Origin of the sequence: Blautia sp. MB18-30 (genome assembly GCF_023669475.1) — a bacterium.
Taxonomy (GTDB): Bacteria; Bacillota; Clostridia; order Lachnospirales; family Lachnospiraceae; genus Blautia_A; species Blautia_A fusiformis.
This window is the reverse complement of sequence record NZ_JAMOYY010000010.1, coordinates 40,254-56,758: the sequence shown is the minus strand read 5'-3', so window position 1 is coordinate 56,758 and position 16,505 is coordinate 40,254. Positions and strand designations below refer to the sequence as shown.

The 16,505-nt window shown below is 47.8% G+C and carries 15 protein-coding genes and 1 riboswitch; all 15 genes read left to right on the top strand.

Annotation, left to right across the window (positions count from 1 at the left end):
• Positions 1 to 55 precede the first annotated feature (55 nt).
• Entirely contained in the window at positions 56 to 265 is a 210-nt protein-coding gene (locus tag NCY57_RS06545) for a HypC/HybG/HupF family hydrogenase formation chaperone (RefSeq protein WP_022426401.1), read from the top strand.
• Positions 265 to 1,308, top strand: coding sequence for a hydrogenase formation protein HypD (hypD, locus tag NCY57_RS06540; protein ID WP_022426402.1), 1,044 nt, complete (start codon positions 265 to 267; stop codon positions 1,306 to 1,308). The genes NCY57_RS06545 and hypD overlap by 1 nt, the downstream gene beginning before the upstream one ends.
• 130 nt (positions 1,309 to 1,438) lie before the next feature.
• Positions 1,439 to 2,446, top strand: a complete 1,008-nt coding sequence (hypE, locus tag NCY57_RS06535; protein WP_021651575.1) for a hydrogenase expression/formation protein HypE — start codon at positions 1,439 to 1,441, stop codon at positions 2,444 to 2,446.
• Positions 2,447 to 2,473: 27 nt separating this feature from the next.
• Positions 2,474 to 2,743: a TM1266 family iron-only hydrogenase system putative regulator gene (locus NCY57_RS06530; protein WP_015525986.1), complete on the top strand. Its 270-nt coding sequence runs from the start codon at positions 2,474 to 2,476 to the stop codon at positions 2,741 to 2,743.
• Positions 2,740 to 3,507 carry a nitrogenase iron protein NifH gene (locus NCY57_RS06525; protein WP_173739776.1) on the top strand — a complete coding sequence of 256 codons (768 nt, stop codon included), beginning with the start codon at positions 2,740 to 2,742 and terminating at the stop codon, positions 3,505 to 3,507. Before NCY57_RS06530 ends, NCY57_RS06525 begins: the two co-directional genes overlap by 4 nt.
• Positions 3,501 to 4,844 (top strand): nitrogenase component 1, encoded by a 1,344-nt coding sequence (locus NCY57_RS06520; protein ID WP_250789570.1) that lies wholly within the window; start codon positions 3,501 to 3,503, stop codon positions 4,842 to 4,844. The genes NCY57_RS06525 and NCY57_RS06520 overlap by 7 nt, the downstream gene beginning before the upstream one ends.
• A complete protein-coding gene (locus NCY57_RS06515; protein WP_173739774.1) occupies positions 4,841 to 6,157 on the top strand; it encodes a nitrogenase component 1 in 1,317 nt (438 codons plus the stop codon). The genes NCY57_RS06520 and NCY57_RS06515 overlap by 4 nt, the downstream gene beginning before the upstream one ends.
• Positions 6,158 to 6,266: 109 nt before the next feature.
• Entirely contained in the window at positions 6,267 to 6,698 is a 432-nt protein-coding gene (locus NCY57_RS06510; RefSeq protein ID WP_021651570.1) for a DMT family transporter, read from the top strand.
• A gap of 110 nt (positions 6,699 to 6,808) precedes the next feature.
• On the top strand, positions 6,809 to 7,636 hold the full coding sequence (locus NCY57_RS06505; RefSeq protein ID WP_173739773.1) for a ComEA family DNA-binding protein: 828 nt from the start codon (positions 6,809 to 6,811) through the stop codon (positions 7,634 to 7,636).
• 10 nt (positions 7,637 to 7,646) lie between these two features.
• Positions 7,647 to 8,336: a response regulator transcription factor gene (locus NCY57_RS06500; RefSeq protein WP_015525979.1), complete on the top strand. Its 690-nt coding sequence runs from the start codon at positions 7,647 to 7,649 to the stop codon at positions 8,334 to 8,336.
• Positions 8,337 to 8,339: 3 nt separating this feature from the next.
• On the top strand, positions 8,340 to 9,770 hold the full coding sequence (locus NCY57_RS06495) for a sensor histidine kinase (protein ID WP_022426407.1): 1,431 nt from the start codon (positions 8,340 to 8,342) through the stop codon (positions 9,768 to 9,770).
• A 10-nt stretch (positions 9,771 to 9,780) separates the two neighbouring features.
• Positions 9,781 to 10,728, top strand: a complete 948-nt coding sequence (locus tag NCY57_RS06490; protein WP_021651566.1) for a GerMN domain-containing protein — start codon at positions 9,781 to 9,783, stop codon at positions 10,726 to 10,728.
• Between the two features lie 44 nt (positions 10,729 to 10,772).
• A complete protein-coding gene (locus NCY57_RS06485) occupies positions 10,773 to 13,052 on the top strand; it encodes a DNA internalization-related competence protein ComEC/Rec2 (protein ID WP_173739772.1) in 2,280 nt (759 codons plus the stop codon).
• Between the two features lie 89 nt (positions 13,053 to 13,141).
• Complete coding sequence (locus NCY57_RS06480) at positions 13,142 to 14,521, top strand: NAD(P)/FAD-dependent oxidoreductase (protein ID WP_110103334.1); 1,380 nt, start codon at positions 13,142 to 13,144, stop codon at positions 14,519 to 14,521.
• 319 nt (positions 14,522 to 14,840) lie between these two features.
• Positions 14,841 to 15,015, top strand: a riboswitch (cobalamin riboswitch).
• Between the two features lie 162 nt (positions 15,016 to 15,177).
• Positions 15,178 to 16,470 carry a sirohydrochlorin cobaltochelatase gene (locus tag NCY57_RS06475; protein WP_015525974.1) on the top strand — a complete coding sequence of 431 codons (1,293 nt, stop codon included), beginning with the start codon at positions 15,178 to 15,180 and terminating at the stop codon, positions 16,468 to 16,470.
• The last annotated feature ends 35 nt before the right edge of the window (positions 16,471 to 16,505 follow it).

Genomic DNA, 16,505 nt, shown 5'->3' with positions numbered 1-16,505 from the left:
GTTTTATGATAACGCATGGAGCATACAGCAGAAATGCAGGATGGGAGGCACAGATATGTGTGTAGGATTATCAGCAAAAGTAGTAAAGATCAGTGACGGAACAGCAGTGGTGGATGCAGGCGGCGCAAAGAGAGAGGTTTCCGCCCAGCTCCTGGGAGACCTGGAGCCGGGGGATTATGTGATGGTGCATGCAGGTGTTGCCATTGCAAAGATCACCGATGATGACGAGGAAGAGACAGACCAGCTGATGGAGGAACTGCTGTGATGGAAGAGAGGAAAAAAACAGCAAGAGAGATCATAGAAGGATATCAGGGGCCGCCGGTGCGGATCATGGAGGTCTGCGGAACACATACCCACGAGATCTTCCGTCTGGGGATCCGCAAGCTTCTGCCGCCGCAGGTGGAGCTGATCTCAGGACCGGGATGTCCGGTCTGTGTAACACCGGTAGGATTTATTGACGAGGCCGTTTATCTTGCTCTGGAAAAACAGGTGACGATCTGCACATTCGGTGATCTTGTCCGCGTACCGGGGACAAAGAAAAGCCTTGCAGATGCCAGGGCAGAAGGCGCCAGGATACGGATCGTCTATTCACCGGCAGATGCAGAAAAATATGCGAAAGAGCATCCAAAAGAGCAGGTGGTATTTCTTTCCGTTGGCTTTGAGACCACCACGCCTGCCGGCTGTCTTTCCGTGAAAAAGGCCGGAGAGGACGGACTTTCCAATTATTCGCTCCTTGTGGCAAACAAGACCATGCCCCAGGCTTATCAGGCATTAAAGGGCAGTGCGGATGTGTTCCTTTATCCCGGACATGTCAATGCGATCACAGGAACTGCGCTCTGCGAGCATCTGGCAGAGGAAGGCATCAGTGGTGTGGTGGCAGGCTTTACAGCGAAGGAGCTGCTTACGGCACTGGCTGTTGCACTGGTACGTTTTCAGGAAGGAAAACCGTTCTTTGTGAATTGCTATCCCCGTGTGGTAAAAAGTGAGGGAAGCCCGGAGGCACAGAAGCTGATCGATGAACTGATGGAGCCCTGCGATTCTGAATGGCGCGGTCTGGGTGTGATCCCGGGGTCCGGGCTGGTGCTCCGGAAGGAGTGGGAAGCCTTTGATGCCAGAAAAAAATATGCAGTGCCGCCGATCCAGGGCAGGCCAAATCCGGCCTGTCGCTGTGGGGATGTGCTTCAGGGAAAATGCAGGCCATCAGATTGTAAGGTATTCGGAAAGGTCTGTACCCCGCAGCATCCGGTAGGTGCCTGTATGGTATCCAATGAAGGAGCATGTTCCGCATATTTTATGTACGGAAACTGATGTCCGCTTTAATGGACTGTGAAACATGATACATTACATATAGTACAAACGAAGGATCGTATCTGGAAGATCTGACAGGATGAAACCGATATGAAATTCCTTTGACCCAGCATAGAAAGAAGATAATATTATGGAAAATAAAACAGTGACCATGGCACACGGTGCCGGAGGCCGTCAGACCTCAGAACTGATCGATGAAGTATTCAAAGCGCATTTTGCAAACCCGGATCTCACAGCCGATGATGCGGCCGTGCTGGTTCCGCCTGCAGGAAAAATGGCAGTATCCACCGATGGATTTATTGTTTCTCCGGCATTTTTTCCGGGGGGAAATATCGGCAAGCTTTCCATCTGCGGAACCGTTAATGACCTTGCCTGTATGGGAGCAAAACCGATGTATCTTACCTGCGCTTTTGTCATTGAGGAGGGTTTTCCCATGGAGAAGCTGGAGGAGATCGCCGCAGCCATGGAAAAAACAGCAAAAGAAGCCGGAGTGCGTATTGTTTCCGGAGATACTAAGGTGGCAGGAAAAGGTCAGGTTGACGGTGTGTTTATCACAACAACCGGAATGGGTGAGATCCAGGAGGGCGTTCAGGTAGGCGGTGAGCTGGCAAAACCGGGAGATGCCATTATTGTAACCGGTGATGTGGGAAGACATGGATGCACCATTCTTCTGGCAAGAGAGGATTTCGGTATTGACGCAGATGTGACAAGTGACTGCGCACCGCTGTGGGGAGCTGTAAAAGATGTACTGGATGCCACCCATAACATTCATGTGATTCGTGATGCCACAAGAGGTGGTGTCGGAACGGTTCTTTACGAGATCGCAGGACAGAGCAACGTAGGGATCCGCCTGGATGCAGCAGCTGTTCCGGTAGCTCCGGAGGTAAAGGGTGTCTGCGGCATGCTTGGCCTGGAGCCGCTTTATCTGGCATGTGAGGGACGAATGGTGATCATGGCGCCAAAGGAAGAGGCAGGAAGGATCGTGGAAGCACTGCGTAAATGTCCTTATTCCAGGGACGCAGCCATTATCGGTGAAGTTACGGAAGACCAGCCAGGAAAGGTTGTCATGACTACGGAGATCGGAACGCAGGCACTTCTTCCGCAGCCGGGAGGAGAGCTTCTGCCGAGGATCTGCTGATAATATCGGAAAGGAGAGTCAGATCTTATGGAGACAAGAGTGGCATTGATCTCGATCATTGTGGAAAACAATGACGTGATCGATGATATCAACCGTTTTCTTCATGAAGCGGGAAAATATATTATCGGGAGAATGGGGATCCCTTACCGGGAAAAAGGCATCAATATCATCAGTATTGCCATTGACGCACCACAGGATGTGATCAGCTCCTTATCCGGAAAGATCGGACGCCTCAGTGGAGTTTCCGCCAAAACGGCATATTCCAATGTGATCACAAAAGCGGAGGACAGAAAATGATAAAAGTTGCGGTATACGGAAAGGGCGGCATCGGAAAATCTACTACGGTTTCCAATGTGGCAGCAGCCCTTGCGGAAAAAGGAATGAAAGTGATGCAGATCGGCTGTGATCCCAAGGCAGATTCCACGATCCTTCTCAGGCATGGAAAAAAGGTTCCCACTGTGCTGGAGCTGTATAACGAAAAACGCCAGGAGCTGAAGCTTACGGATATGGTGCAGATCGGATATGGGGGTGTAGTCTGTGTGGAAGCCGGCGGTCCTGCACCGGGTCTTGGATGTGCGGGAAGAGGTATCATTACTGCTCTCGAGAAGCTTAAGGAAAACGGAGCCTATGAGACCTATAAACCGGACATTGTTTTTTATGACGTACTGGGAGATGTTGTCTGCGGTGGATTTTCCATGCCCATGCGAAAGGGGTATGCAGATAAGGTATTTATCATCACCTCCGGAGAAAACATGGCTATCCATGCAGGGGCAAATATTGCCATGGCAGTGGATAATTTCAAAAACAGAGGATATGCATCTCTTGGCGGCGTGATCCTGAACCGGCGGAACGTGCCGGGAGAGGAAGAAAAAGTCCGGGAGCTGGCAGAGGATTTTCATACGCGGGTAGTGGGAACGCTTTCCAGAAGTGATCTGGTCCTGGAAGCAGAGAATCGAGGAAAAACTCTTCTGGAAGCTTATCCGGACTGTGAGATGGCAGAGGAGTACCGGACACTGGCCGAGCAGATCCTGAATGCATGCAGGGAGGAAGGCTCATGTTAAAAAGAGTTGGTAACAGAGAGCTTTCGGGAAAAACAGAAATATTTATAAAGGAAGCCTCTTTTCCGGTTCCCTTTCAGCCGGGACTGGAATTTAATTCACCGGTCCATGGAAACTGGAATATCGTACATACGGGAATGCTGGTTCCGGAAGCAAGGCAGATCTACGTCTGTGCGGATAACTGCATGCGTGGCGTTGTGTTGACTGCCGCAGAGATGAATGCGGCAGACCGTTTTTCTTTTGTGATCGTGGAGGAAAAGGATCTTCTGGGCGGAAATCTGGAGGATGTGACCATTGAAGGAGTGACGGACATTCTGAACCGGCTGGATGAGAAGCCAAAGGCAGTATTGCTTTTTACCGTGTGTCTTCATCATTTTCTGGGAAGTGATCTGGACCGCATCTACGGAGAACTGGAAGAAAGATTTCCGGAGATCTTTTTTATGCGATGCTTTATGGATCCTATCATGCAGAAAACAGGTCCGACTCCGGATCAGAAGCTGCGCCGTGCCATGTATGATGCAGTACCGGAGAGGAAAGCTGATCCGGAATGTGTCACAGTCCTGGGCAGTGATTTTGTGTTGGATGAGAGTGCAGATATCTGCCGGATCCTGAAAAAGAACGGAATCCGTCTCCGGGAAGCACCGGCCTGTAAGACCTGGGAGGATTATCAGAGCCTGGGAGAGGGAAGCCTGATCCTTAACTGTTATCCGGCAGGAAAATTCGGAGTACAGCAGCAGGCGGAGAGACTTGGAAGGCCGTTTTTATACCTGCCCGGAAGCTTTGACTATGAGGAGATAGAGACGCAGGAAAAGTATTTGCTGGAGCTGATGGATCAGCACAGCTGCGGTAAAAATGGCCTGGATATCAAAACGGAGATCCGAAAATGCGAGGAGGCTCTTTCCCATGCACACCAGATCATCGGTGACACTCCCATAGCTGTGGATTATCTTTTTCATCCAAGACCTCTGGGACTTGCAAAGCTTCTCCTTACGCATGGATTTCAGGTACAGTCCGTTTTTCTGGACAGTATCAGCCCGGAAGAAAAAGAAGTATTTTTCTGGCTGAAGGAGAATTACCCGGAACTCATGTTGATTTCGACTGTCCGCCCGGAGATGAGAGTGCGGCCACGGCAGCATTCCGGAAAAATCCTTGCCGTCGGACAAAAAGCAGCCTGGTTTACCGGAAGCCGGAATTTTGTCAATATGGTACAGGGCGGCGAGCTCTGGGGCTTTGACGGGATCAGACGTACTGCACAGCTGATGCTGGAGGCATTTAATGAGGAAAAAGCTCCGGAGGATCTGATCATTCGAAAGGGATGGGGGTGCGAAAGCTGCATATGAGACAGGCATATCGGATCATACCGATCTACACGGCAGACGTGTCCGGCGTCTGCTCTGCATTGTATGAGCTTGGAGGAATGACAGTGATGCATGATCCCTCCGGCTGTAATTCTACCTATAATACCCATGATGAGATCCGGTGGTACGATCAGGACAGTCTGATCTTTATCTCAGGTCTTACGGATATCGATGCTATTATGGGAAATGATGAGAAATTTCTTCAGGATATCGAAGAGGCGGCAAAGGAGCTGAAACCGAAATTTATTGCACTTGCAAGTTCACCAATCCCCTTTATGAACGGAACAGATTTTCAGGGACTGGCCCGTGCACTTACAGCAAGGACCGAAATTCCGGTATTTTCGGTTCCGACCAGCGGCATGCACGACTATGTATACGGAGCAGGGCTGGCACTGGCGGAAATCGCAGGACATTTCACAGGAGCAGCAGAGAAAACAGGAAGGTGTTTAGAAGTACCGACGGGATCTGCGGAAAGATCTACAGAGAAGAGAAGCAGGAAATTAAATCTTCTTGGAGCAACACCCCTTGATCTTGGCCCGCAGTCTGCAGTAGATGCCATGAAAAAACGTCTGGAAAACTATGGCTGGGAGATACTTTCCACCTGGGCTATGGGGGATACGCTGGAAGCTTTGTCCCGTGCCGGTGAAGCAGCGGTAAACCTTGTGGTATCCTCTGTGGGAATCCCGGCGGCCAATGTGCTGAAAGAAAAATTCGGTACGCCATTTCTCGTGGGGAATCCTGTGGAAGGCTATGAGGGACAGATTTCAGATGCACTTGAGCGGATCGCGGATAGATCCTGTGGAGAGTGGGTAAATAAGAAGGATGACTCCGCAGAGGAAAGCGGAGGGCAGATATTAGGGAAACAGGAGGAACTGTGGAAAGTAACTCCGGAGCAGGTAATCTATTTTCAGGGAAGGAACAGTCTGTCAGCAGTATCTGACCATTCAGGAGAAAGCAGGGAAATGCCCGACAAAGATGAGATATTTTTTTCCGTACCGGACATTACCATCATCGGAGAACCGGTTACCATGGGCTCCCTGGCAGCAGTCATAGAGCAGAAATACGGAAAAAAGGTTCAGCTGCTCTGTCCGCTGGAGATCACAGAGGGACTTTTGCGCAAGGGAGATGAAGCCATCTGTGGCGAGGAAACCATGGAAGAAAAGCTGAAAACAGCCAGGATCATTGTGGCAGACCCACTCTATCGTCCGATCTGTCCGAAAACAGCCATTTTTTATGAGATGCCGCATATTGCGTTTTCCGGAAGGATATATCTCAGAAAATATTTTCCGGAATAATTTCAGAAAAACAACATAAACTATAAGAAACCGTAAAGGCGTTGCAGAAATATGCAGCGCCTTTTTCCGGCAGTAATACCGGAAATGGAGTATATATGGAGGGATTTTTATGTGGGGATTTTTGTCAGCACTGATCTCAGGTGCACTGATGAGTATTCAAGGGGTATTTAACACAAATGTAACAAAACAGACCAGTCTGTGGGTTTCAACCGGCTGGGTACAGTTTTCTGCATTTTTGGTCTGTGTGGCAGCATGGTTTTTCACAGGCAGAGAAAGTATCGGCATGCTGTGGCAGGTAGAGGCTAAATATAATTTACTCGGAGGAGTGATCGGTGCATTTATCACTATCACAGTGATCCGGAGTATGGGAAGTCTGGGGCCTGCGCGGGCGGTTATGCTTATTGTCATTTCTCAGCTTGCGGTGGCCTATCTTATAGAATTGCTGGGGATTTTCGGTGTGGAAAGAGCAGATTTTCAGTGGAGAAAGCTGTTGGGAATGCTGATCTGTATTGCAGGTGTGGTTATTTTCAAATGGAAATAGAAATAAAAGTATTGTAATATTTGTAATACTTCGTTAAAATAAGGTATGGTTTTGCATGAGTAACGGGGCACCTGCCGCCACATCGGCGGAAAGGAGTGAACCGCCTACCTATGAAAATAAGATCACATATCAGAAGTGTTCGGCTTGTTTTTTCCATATTTTTGTTACAGATCCTGGCAGGGCTGACAGGCTGTAAGGATAACGGAACAGAATTTCTGGAGAAAGAACTGGTGCAGGAAGAAAGTACGGAAGCATCCGGAATGGATGCAGAGCAGGAAAAACCGAAGGATACGGAAAGTGAAGTATCCGGGAAGGCATCCGCAGGGGCTGCGGCAGATATATCACAGAAGAAACAGAATGAGTCTGCGGAGGAACCGGCTCCGGAGGTTGAAAAACAGCTGCCGGAGATCTCAGACACCCCTCAGACCATTTATGTAGATATATGTGGAGCAGTGACCAGTCCGGGAGTCTATGAGCTTCCATATGGCAGCCGTGTTTTTCAGGCTATCGAGCAGGCCGGAGGATATCTTCCGGAAGCTGCAGCAAGCTATCTCAACCGTGCTAAGGGACTTTCCGATGGACAGCAGGTTTATGTGCCTACCCAGGCGGAGGTGGACAGCCAGCGGATCGCAGCTACCCAGGATGGATCGGAAGTCACAGCAGAAAACAGTACCGAAACGGCGAGCGGACAGAAATCCGCCGGAGAGGATTCCGGTGAAGCTGAGACTGCATCTTCCACAGAGCAGAAGATCGATCTGAACACCGCTGATGTATCCCAGCTTACTACTCTCACAGGTGTAGGGGAGTCCAAGGCCCTGGCGATCATCGCTTACAGGGAAGAGAACGGTCCCTTTACTTCAGCAGAGGATATCATGAATGTACCAGGCATCAAAGAAGGAACCTATGAGAAGATAAAGGATAAAATAGCAATAAAGTAAGGAGCGCTAAATGAGCAGGAAAGTATTGGTAGTAGATGATGAGAAACTGATTGTCAAGGGACTTCGCTTCAGTCTGGAGCAGGACGGAATGGAAGTGGACTGTGCCTATGACGGAGAGGAAGCACTGGAAAAAGCAAAAGCAGGAGAGTACGATATCATCCTTCTTGACCTGATGCTTCCAAAAATGGACGGTCTTGAGGTATGCCAGCAGATCCGTGAATTTTCCAATGTTCCGATCATCATGCTTACAGCAAAAGGAGAAGATATGGATAAGATCCTGGGTCTGGAATACGGAGCTGATGATTATGTCACCAAGCCTTTCAACATCCTGGAAGTCAAAGCCCGCATCAAGGCGATCATCCGCCGTGCAGGCAGCAAACAGGACAAGCAGGAGAAGGCCAAGACTGTGGAAGTCGGAGAACTGAAGCTGGACTGCGAAGGACGCCGCGTATTTATCTCCGGAAAAGAGATCAACCTCACAGCCAAGGAATTTGATGTGCTGGAGCTGCTGGTATTCAATCCGAACAAGGTATACAGCAGAGAAAATCTTCTGAATATCGTATGGGGCTATGAATATCCGGGAGATGTCCGTACCGTAGATGTACATATCCGCCGCCTGAGAGAAAAGATCGAGGCCAATCCCAGTGAGCCGAAATATGTACACACCAAATGGGGTGTGGGCTACTATTTCCAGGCATAACCTGTGAAGTTCAAAAAGAACGGCAAATTTTTCAAAAGTCTCCGCTTTCGTATTCTGATCATCCTGATCATACTGGGAATCGTACCGAGTGTCATCGTAACGGAAATGGTCATTGCCAACTATGAAGATCGTGCCATTGCCAACCGTGTGCAGAGCATGGAGAACATCTGTGACATCATGTGCGACCTGCTGATCAAGGAGAATTATCTGAATGACACCAGCTCTCAGACGGTGAACAGCAAGCTGGAATTACTGTCCAACAGCTATGGTGGCAGGATTCTCATTGTAGACAGGGATTTCAGGATCATCAAGGATACCTATGGCGTGGATGAGGGCAGGACTCTGGTTTCCCAGAAAGTATTGAACTGTTTTAAAGGAGAAGATGCCTACCAATATGATTCTGACAGCCAGAAGCTGATCCTGGCAGTTCCGGTAAAAAGTCCGGATGTAAAACAGGTGCAGGGTGCCATGATGATCATGGCATCTTCCAGTGAGGTGACAGCAACTATCCATGAACTGGAGCAGAAAGGGATTCTGATCATCGGTATCATTGTAGTGCTGGCCATTTTTCTTGGGTATATTCTTTCCACGATCCTGGTGAAGCCATTTGCCAGGGTAACGAAAGCAATCGAGGACCTTACAGACGGATATCAGAATGAGGAGATCTCGGTACCGGATTATACAGAGACAGCTTTGATCACAGATGCATTTAACAAGATGCTTTCCAGAATGAAGACGTTGGATGAATCCAGACAGGAGTTTGTATCCAATGTGTCTCATGAGCTGAAGACACCTATGACTTCAATGAAGGTTCTGGCGGATTCGCTGGTAGGACAGCAGGGGGTTCCGGAGGAACTGTATCAGGAATTTCTTTCTGATATCACAGAAGAGATTGACAGAGAGAACAAGATCATCACCGATCTGCTCTCCCTGGTAAAAATGGACAAAAAAGCAGCAGATATGAATATCAGCAATATGAATATCAATGAGCTGCTGGAGAATATCCTGAAGCGTCTCCGTCCTATTGCAGATCAGAGAAGGATTGACCTGATTCTGGATTCGTTCCGACCGGTAACCGCAGATGTGGATGAGGTGAAATTTACCCTTGCCATCAGTAACCTGGTCGAAAATGGCATCAAATACAATGTAGATGAGGGATGGGTCCGCGTAACACTGGATGCGGATCATAAGGATTTCTATGTGACAGTTGCAGATTCCGGCCTGGGAATACCGGAAGATTCCATTGAACGGATCTTTGAGCGTTTTTATCGTGTGGATAAATCCCATTCCAGAGAGATCGGCGGAACCGGTCTTGGACTTGCTATTACAAGAAGTTCTATAGCCATGCATCATGGGATCATCAAGGTATCCAGCAAAGAGGGCGAGGGAACCACATTTACCGTGAAGATCCCGCTGTCCTATATCCCGTCCTAGGAGGTACAGCATGAAAAAAACGATTTTGATCATCTGTGTGGCCGCTGCCTGCATCCTTTTTGGTCTGGTTGCTTTCATAGGTTTGTCGGGAAGAAATAAAAACGAAGAACAGCAGTATAGATTTTATTATATCAACAGCGATGAAACGAGACTGAAAGAAGAAAAATATACTCCGGAGAAGGAAACAACAGAAGTGATGCTGCGCAATTTTTCCGAGAGTCTGAATAACCGTGAGACCCGGGAAGACGGAATCTCACTTTTTCCGGATGGGGTAAAGATTTCTTCTTATTCCATACAGGATGGAGTCCTGAACGTAGAATTCAATGAGGCCTATGATAAAATGTCACGTACCAGGGAACTTCTGGTGCGGGCAGGTATAGTGAAGATCTTTTTACAGGTTCCAGGAGTAGATTCTGTGGAAATCTATGTGGGTAAAAAGCCGCTGACAGATACCAGGGGTGAAGAAGTGGGAGCCATGAACAACGACACCTTTGTGGAGTTTTCCGGGTCCGATGGGGATGTGTACAGCTATGACACCTTTACTTTGTATTTCACAAATAAAAACGGAGATAAACTGGTAGCGGAACAGAGAAGTGTCCGCTACAGACGAAATCTTCCGAAGGCTACGGTGGTTTTGGAGCAGCTTGCAAGAGGTCCGCTGGAAAAAGGACATTATCCTACAATACCGGAGAATTCAGAGGTACTTTCCCTGACGAGAGCAAACGGAATCTGCTATGTGGATTATAATTCCGTATTTCAGGATTATGCGCTGGATGTTTCGGAACAGATTGCCGTGTATTCGGTGGTAAATACGCTGATCGCGGCAACGGATGTGGACAAAGTTGAGATTTCCATCGAAGGAAACAAGGAAGTGACCTTTGGCCAGAATATGCAGCTTTATAAGTTCTATGAATGGAACGACAGCTTGCTGGCACACACAAAGGCTAAAAAAGAATAGAAAAAATAAAACATTTCAAAATATCAGAAAACGGGAGAACATTTATGGCGAAACGGCCGATGTGTCTTTTGTGTTTTCTTATGATGCTGAGTCTTGGCACACTGGAGCTTATGGGGATTTCTCTGATCAGGGGGAATCCCCTTCCGTTAAATGTGCAGGAACAGATCGAAGCGCACCCTGGTTCCATGATCTGCGGGGAGGTGGAACAGCATGAAAACACAGAATTTTCCCAGTCTGTTTATCTGAAAAAAACATATCTTATCCATCAGTCAAAAAAATTTCCAATTGAAAATGTAAGAATATTCCTCAAAAAAGAAGAAGATCTGAAACCCGGAATGCGGATACTGGTCAAAGGAACGCTGAAAAGAGTGGAAGGCCCTGCGAATCCTGGGGGCTTTGACAGCCGGCAGTATTATGCCTGTCGTCATATTTATTATTTTATGAAGAACGCTGTGCTCCAAAAGAAAACAGCAGTGTATTCCGGCTACAGGCAGCTCCTTTTGGAGATAAAAGAAAGCTGCAGGCAGATTCTGAAGGAAGCAGCAGGAAAAGATGCGCCTGTTTTTTGTGCCATGACGCTTGGAGACAAACAGGAGCTGGATCCGGAAATACAGATGCGCTATCAGCTGGCCGGGATCATACATATCCTTGCCATCAGCGGGCTCCATATCAGTATTCTGGGAATGGGACTTTATAACCTTCTGAAGAAGATGGGACTGGGAATCTGGCCTGCCGGGATTTTTTCTCTGGGAGTGATGCTGCAGTATGGGATCATGACCGGAGGGAGTGTTTCCACCATGCGGGCAGTAACTATGTTTTTGATCGCCATGGGAGCCAGGATCACCGGACGGATCTATGACATGATGAGTGCTCTTTCCGTAACTGCCATGATGATCCTTGTGGAATCTCCGGCCTATCTCCTGGACAGTGGATTTCTTCTGTCCTTTGGCTGTGTTCTGGGAATGGGGATCGCTGCGGAAAAGCTCTGTGCTCTTGCAGGAGCGGAGAAAAAATGGACAAAGGCACTGGTAAGTCCTGTAGCTCTTCAGCTTGTAACGCTGCCGGTGATGCTGAAATTTTTCGGAGAAATCTCTATTGCCGGATTTATCCTGAATCTGCTGGTGCTTCCAAGCGTGGGTTTGGTACTGACTGGAGGAATGGCGGCGCTGCTACTGGGGATTTTCAGTATTCCTGCGGCAAAACTGGTAATCCTGCCGGCAAGGGTACTGCTGCTTTTTTATGAATATCTCTGCAGTCTGGCAGGAAGATCAGGATGGAGTACCTGGATCGGAGGGGAGCCGGAAATATGGCAGATTCTGGTATATTATGGCTTTTTGATCACAGTTCTGTTTATGGGGCAGTATATAAAAGAACAGCTCCGGAAGAAAAAAGCAGTCAGTGAGGAAACGGAGTTATCAGAGGAGCGGGCGGAAGCAGGTTGCCGGAAGCTACATGCTATCCGGATAACAGCCGGTATTTTTCTGGCAGTCGGAATCCTGATACTGGGATATCATCCAACAGGAAGTCTGAAGGTGATCTGCCTGGATGTAGGACAAGGTGACGGTATCCTTGTGGAGACTCCGGAGGATCACCATTTTCTGATCGACGGAGGAAGCAGCAGCCAGTCGGAGCTTGGAAGATACTGCCTTTTGCCGGCATTGAAAAGTCAGGGGATTTCCTGGCTGGATGGGATTTTTATTTCCCATACAGATCAGGATCACATCAACGGTGTGAAGGAGCTTCTGGAATATATGGGAAAAGGTCTTACAACCATCCGGGCCGGATATCTGATCCTGCCTGCCTGGGCGGAAAGACCAGATGCGTGGAGGGAGCTTGCAGAGGTAGCAAAAACAGCCGGAGTTAAGGTCATGACAGCAGGAAAAGGGGATGAGCTGCCTTGCGGCAAAGTATCTTTTTCTGTTCTGTGGCCGGAGAAAGATGCCACAGGAAAAGATGTGAATGAGGAAGCTATGGTGATGGAGTTGTCTTTTGGAGATTTTCAGATGCTTTTTACCGGAGATATCGGTGCAGATACGGAGAAAAAGCTTCTGGCAGCCGGGGGGCTTGAGGATGTTGACTGTCTGAAGGTGGGACATCACGGTTCCCGTTATTCTACCACAGAAGCATTTCTTGAGAAAATAAAGCCGGAAGTGGCGATCATTTCCTGTTCGCTCACTAACACCTACGGACATCCGTCACCGGAAACCGTAGAGCGGCTTAAAGCGGCCGGAAGTCAGGTGGAATACACCATGAAAAACGGTGCTATTACCGTGGAAACAGATGGAAAAAAGCTTAAGATCGGAAGGTTCCGAAAAAACAGGTGACTTTTGAACACACTTGTTGTAGAATAGACAGGGTTTATGCAAAAACAAAGTACTGAAAATGTGCAATACAAGATAAGGAGTTTTTATTTATGAAATATGATGTACTGATCGTAGGAGCAGGTCCCGGTGGAATCTTTGCGGCCTATGAACTGATGAATAATGATCCGGAGAAAAAGATCGCGGTTTTTGAAGCTGGTCATCCTCTGGAAAAAAGAAAATGTCCCATCGACGGAAAGAAAGTAAAATCCTGTATCCACTGCAAAACCTGTGCGATCATGAAGGGATTTGGCGGTGCAGGCGCTTTCTCCGACGGAAAATATAATATCACCAATCAGTTTGGCGGAACTCTGTACCAGCATATCGGCAAGGATACAGCCACAGAGCTGATGGAATATGTAGATAAACTGAACCTGATGCATGGCGGTGAGGGAACCAAACTTTATTCTACCACAAACAGCGAGATCCGTAAGCTCTGCCTTCAGAACGGCCTGCATCTTTTGGATGCATCAGTCCGCCATCTGGGAACAGATATCAACTATGTGGTGCTTCAGAACCTCTATGAAAAAATGAAAGACCATGTGGACTTCTATTTTGACGCATCTGTTGACAAAGTAGAAAAAACTGAAGACGGTTATGCAGTTTTTGTAGGAGATGAGCGTTACGAGGGAACTTACTGTATCATCTCCGCAGGACGAAGCGGAAGTAAATGGATGGAGACGGTATGTACAGAGCTTAAGATCCCGACTCTTTCCAACCGTGTGGACATTGGAGTCCGTGTGGAGCTTCCGGCAGAGGTTTTCAGCCGTCTGACAGATGAGCTTTATGAGAGCAAGATCGTTTACAGAACTGAGAAGTTTGAGGATATGGTCCGTACCTTCTGCATGAACCCGCGAGGTGTTGTCGTGAATGAAAATACCAACGGTATCATCACAGTAAACGGTCACAGCTACGAAGATCCGGCAAAGCATACCAACAATACAAACTTTGCCCTTCTGGTATCCAAGCATTTCTCAGAGCCGTTCCATGACAGCAACGGATACGGTGAGAGCATTGCAAGACTTTCCAATATGCTTGGCGGTGGTGTTATGGTACAGCGGTTTGGAGATCTGATCCGCGGAAGACGAAGCACAAAAGCCCGTATTGAGGAAAGTTTCGTAACACCTACACTTTCTGCGACACCGGGAGATTTAAGTCTTGTTATGCCGAAACGTATCCTGGATGGCATCATCGAGATGATCTATGCTCTGGATAAGATCGCACCGGGAACCGCAGATGATGATACTTTGCTTTATGGCGTTGAGGTTAAATTCTACAACATGGAGGTCGAGATCGACGAAAATCTGGAAACCTGCCACAAGGGTCTCTTTGTTATCGGAGACTGTAGCGGCGTGACCCATTCTCTGTCCCATGCATCTGCCAGCGGAATCTACGTAGCCAGATACCTGGAGCAGGAGTATTTTAACAGATAAACTGCAGAGCAGTTTATCTGTTATGAGCAAGTAGCGAAGCGGATTGCGAATATCCAGTGTAAGACAGTCCTTTTCTGATATCAGGGTGATGACAGAAAGGGGCTGTTTTTTATGCAGGATATGCATGAATATTGGAGAAAGTATTCTGATAATAACTGACAGATACAGGGAGAAAACCGGTTACTGTTCACTGGTAATATTTCGTGAGGTGTTTTTTGTGAGCGAAGATCACAGAAAACCGTGAATCGTCTGACATCAATCTTGACAAATTTGTGAGTTTGTGGTAAAAGTTAGATAACCAGGTAAAAGAAAATATGTGCAAATGTTATAATGATAAGGTTGCATCCAGTCGGATGTGCAAAAGAGAATCCGGTGAGAATCCGGAACGATACCGTCACTGTGAAAGGGGAGCTGCTTTTATAACCACTGGGAGACCGGGAAGGGAAAGCAGCGTGGAACCAAGTCAGGAGAACTGCCTTATTGTGAGATCCAGGGATTCGCGGTTTACGAATCGGTATTCTCCATAACAATACAGAACTTCTTTTTATGTATTTGTATTGCGCAGAGAATCATGTGTGAGCAGGCGGCCGCAGAGAGCTGCTGCTTTTTTGTACATATCAGTATTCTGGAAATACATGAAAAGAGGACAATGAGAAATGAAAAGAAAAACAATGTTAGCTCTGATGCTCGCAGTTTCCATGACATGCTCTATGGGTGCGGCTACAACAGCAATGGCAGCAGAGGATTCTGCTACAGAAGAGAACGCTGAGGCAGCTGATACCACAGAGGCTTCTGATGCAGATCAGGAAGCAGCAGATAATGTAGCAGCTCTGATCGACAAGATCTATGTACAGGAAAGAAACGACACAACAGATGAGGACTGCAAGGCAGCCAAAGAAGCATGGGATGCTCTGACAGATGCTCAGAAAGAACTGGTAGAGGGTGAGAATGCAGATCCGGATTATTTCGGACGTGACACAGGAGATGCTTCCAAGGACGATCCGCGTAACCAGGATGAGATCGGTGAGAATGAACTTCTTGTTGTAAGCTTTGGTACTTCCTTCAATGACAGCCGTGCAGAGGATGTCAAGGGAATCGAGGATGCTCTTGCAGAAGCTTATCCGGACTGGTCTGTAAGAAGAGCATTTACAGCACAGATCATCATCAACCATGTAGAGGCAAGAGATGATGAAGTGATCGATAACATGCAGCAGGCTCTTGACCGTGCAGTAGAGAATGGTGTTAAGAATCTGGTTGTACAGCCTACCCATCTGATGCATGGTGCTGAGTACGATGAGATGACAGAAGCGATCAATGGCTATAAAGATAAATTCGAGTCTGTAGCTATCGCAGAGCCAATGCTCGGTGAGGTTGGAGACGATGCAACTGTGATCAATGATGACAAGAAAGCCGTTGCTCAGGCGATCACAGATACGGCTTGCAAAGAGGCCGGATTTGACAGCATGGATGCAGCAGCTGAGGCTGGCACAGCATTCGTATTCATGGGACATGGAACATCTCATACAGCTAACGTTACATACGATCAGATGCAGACACAGATGGAAAACCTTGGATTGAAGAACGCATTCATCGGTACTGTAGAGGGTAAGCCGGAAGATACAGCCTGCGACAAGGTTATCGAGAAGGTAAAAGAAGCAGGATACAAGAACGTTGTTCTTCGTCCGCTGATGGTTGTTGCCGGAGACCATGCAAATAACGATATGGCCGGTGATGAGGAGGATTCCTGGAAGAGCCAGTTTGTAGCATCCGGAAACTTCGATAAGGTTGACTGCCAGATCGAGGGTCTTGGAAGAATCGAAGCAGTTGAGAAGCTTTATGTAGAGCATACAAAGGCAGCCATCGATTCTCTGGGAAGCACTGAGGAGTCCGCAGATTCTGATGCAGCAGCAGATACAGAGGCTGATTCTGCTGAGGAGTCCGCAGAATAATAAATATAAAAATATCTGAGTGAGTTCAGATACCT

Excerpts from the sequence above, each read along its gene's own strand:
- NCY57_RS06545 (WP_022426401.1), top strand. The coding sequence starts at position 56 with ATGTGTGTAGGATTATCAGCAAAAGTAGTAAAGATCAGTGACGGAACA.
- hypD (WP_022426402.1), top strand. The coding sequence starts at position 265 with ATGGAAGAGAGGAAAAAAACAGCAAGAGAGATCATAGAAGGATATCAG.
- hypE (WP_021651575.1), top strand. The coding sequence starts at position 1,439 with ATGGAAAATAAAACAGTGACCATGGCACACGGTGCCGGAGGCCGTCAG.
- NCY57_RS06530 (WP_015525986.1), top strand. The coding sequence starts at position 2,474 with ATGGAGACAAGAGTGGCATTGATCTCGATCATTGTGGAAAACAATGAC.
- NCY57_RS06525 (WP_173739776.1), top strand. The coding sequence starts at position 2,740 with ATGATAAAAGTTGCGGTATACGGAAAGGGCGGCATCGGAAAATCTACT.
- NCY57_RS06520 (WP_250789570.1), top strand. The coding sequence starts at position 3,501 with ATGTTAAAAAGAGTTGGTAACAGAGAGCTTTCGGGAAAAACAGAAATA.
- NCY57_RS06515 (WP_173739774.1), top strand. The coding sequence starts at position 4,841 with ATGAGACAGGCATATCGGATCATACCGATCTACACGGCAGACGTGTCC.
- NCY57_RS06510 (WP_021651570.1), top strand. The coding sequence starts at position 6,267 with ATGTGGGGATTTTTGTCAGCACTGATCTCAGGTGCACTGATGAGTATT.
- NCY57_RS06505 (WP_173739773.1), top strand. The coding sequence starts at position 6,809 with ATGAAAATAAGATCACATATCAGAAGTGTTCGGCTTGTTTTTTCCATA.
- NCY57_RS06500 (WP_015525979.1), top strand. The coding sequence starts at position 7,647 with ATGAGCAGGAAAGTATTGGTAGTAGATGATGAGAAACTGATTGTCAAG.
- NCY57_RS06490 (WP_021651566.1), top strand. The coding sequence starts at position 9,781 with ATGAAAAAAACGATTTTGATCATCTGTGTGGCCGCTGCCTGCATCCTT.
- NCY57_RS06485 (WP_173739772.1), top strand. The coding sequence starts at position 10,773 with ATGGCGAAACGGCCGATGTGTCTTTTGTGTTTTCTTATGATGCTGAGT.
- NCY57_RS06480 (WP_110103334.1), top strand. The coding sequence starts at position 13,142 with ATGAAATATGATGTACTGATCGTAGGAGCAGGTCCCGGTGGAATCTTT.
- NCY57_RS06475 (WP_015525974.1), top strand. The coding sequence starts at position 15,178 with ATGAAAAGAAAAACAATGTTAGCTCTGATGCTCGCAGTTTCCATGACA.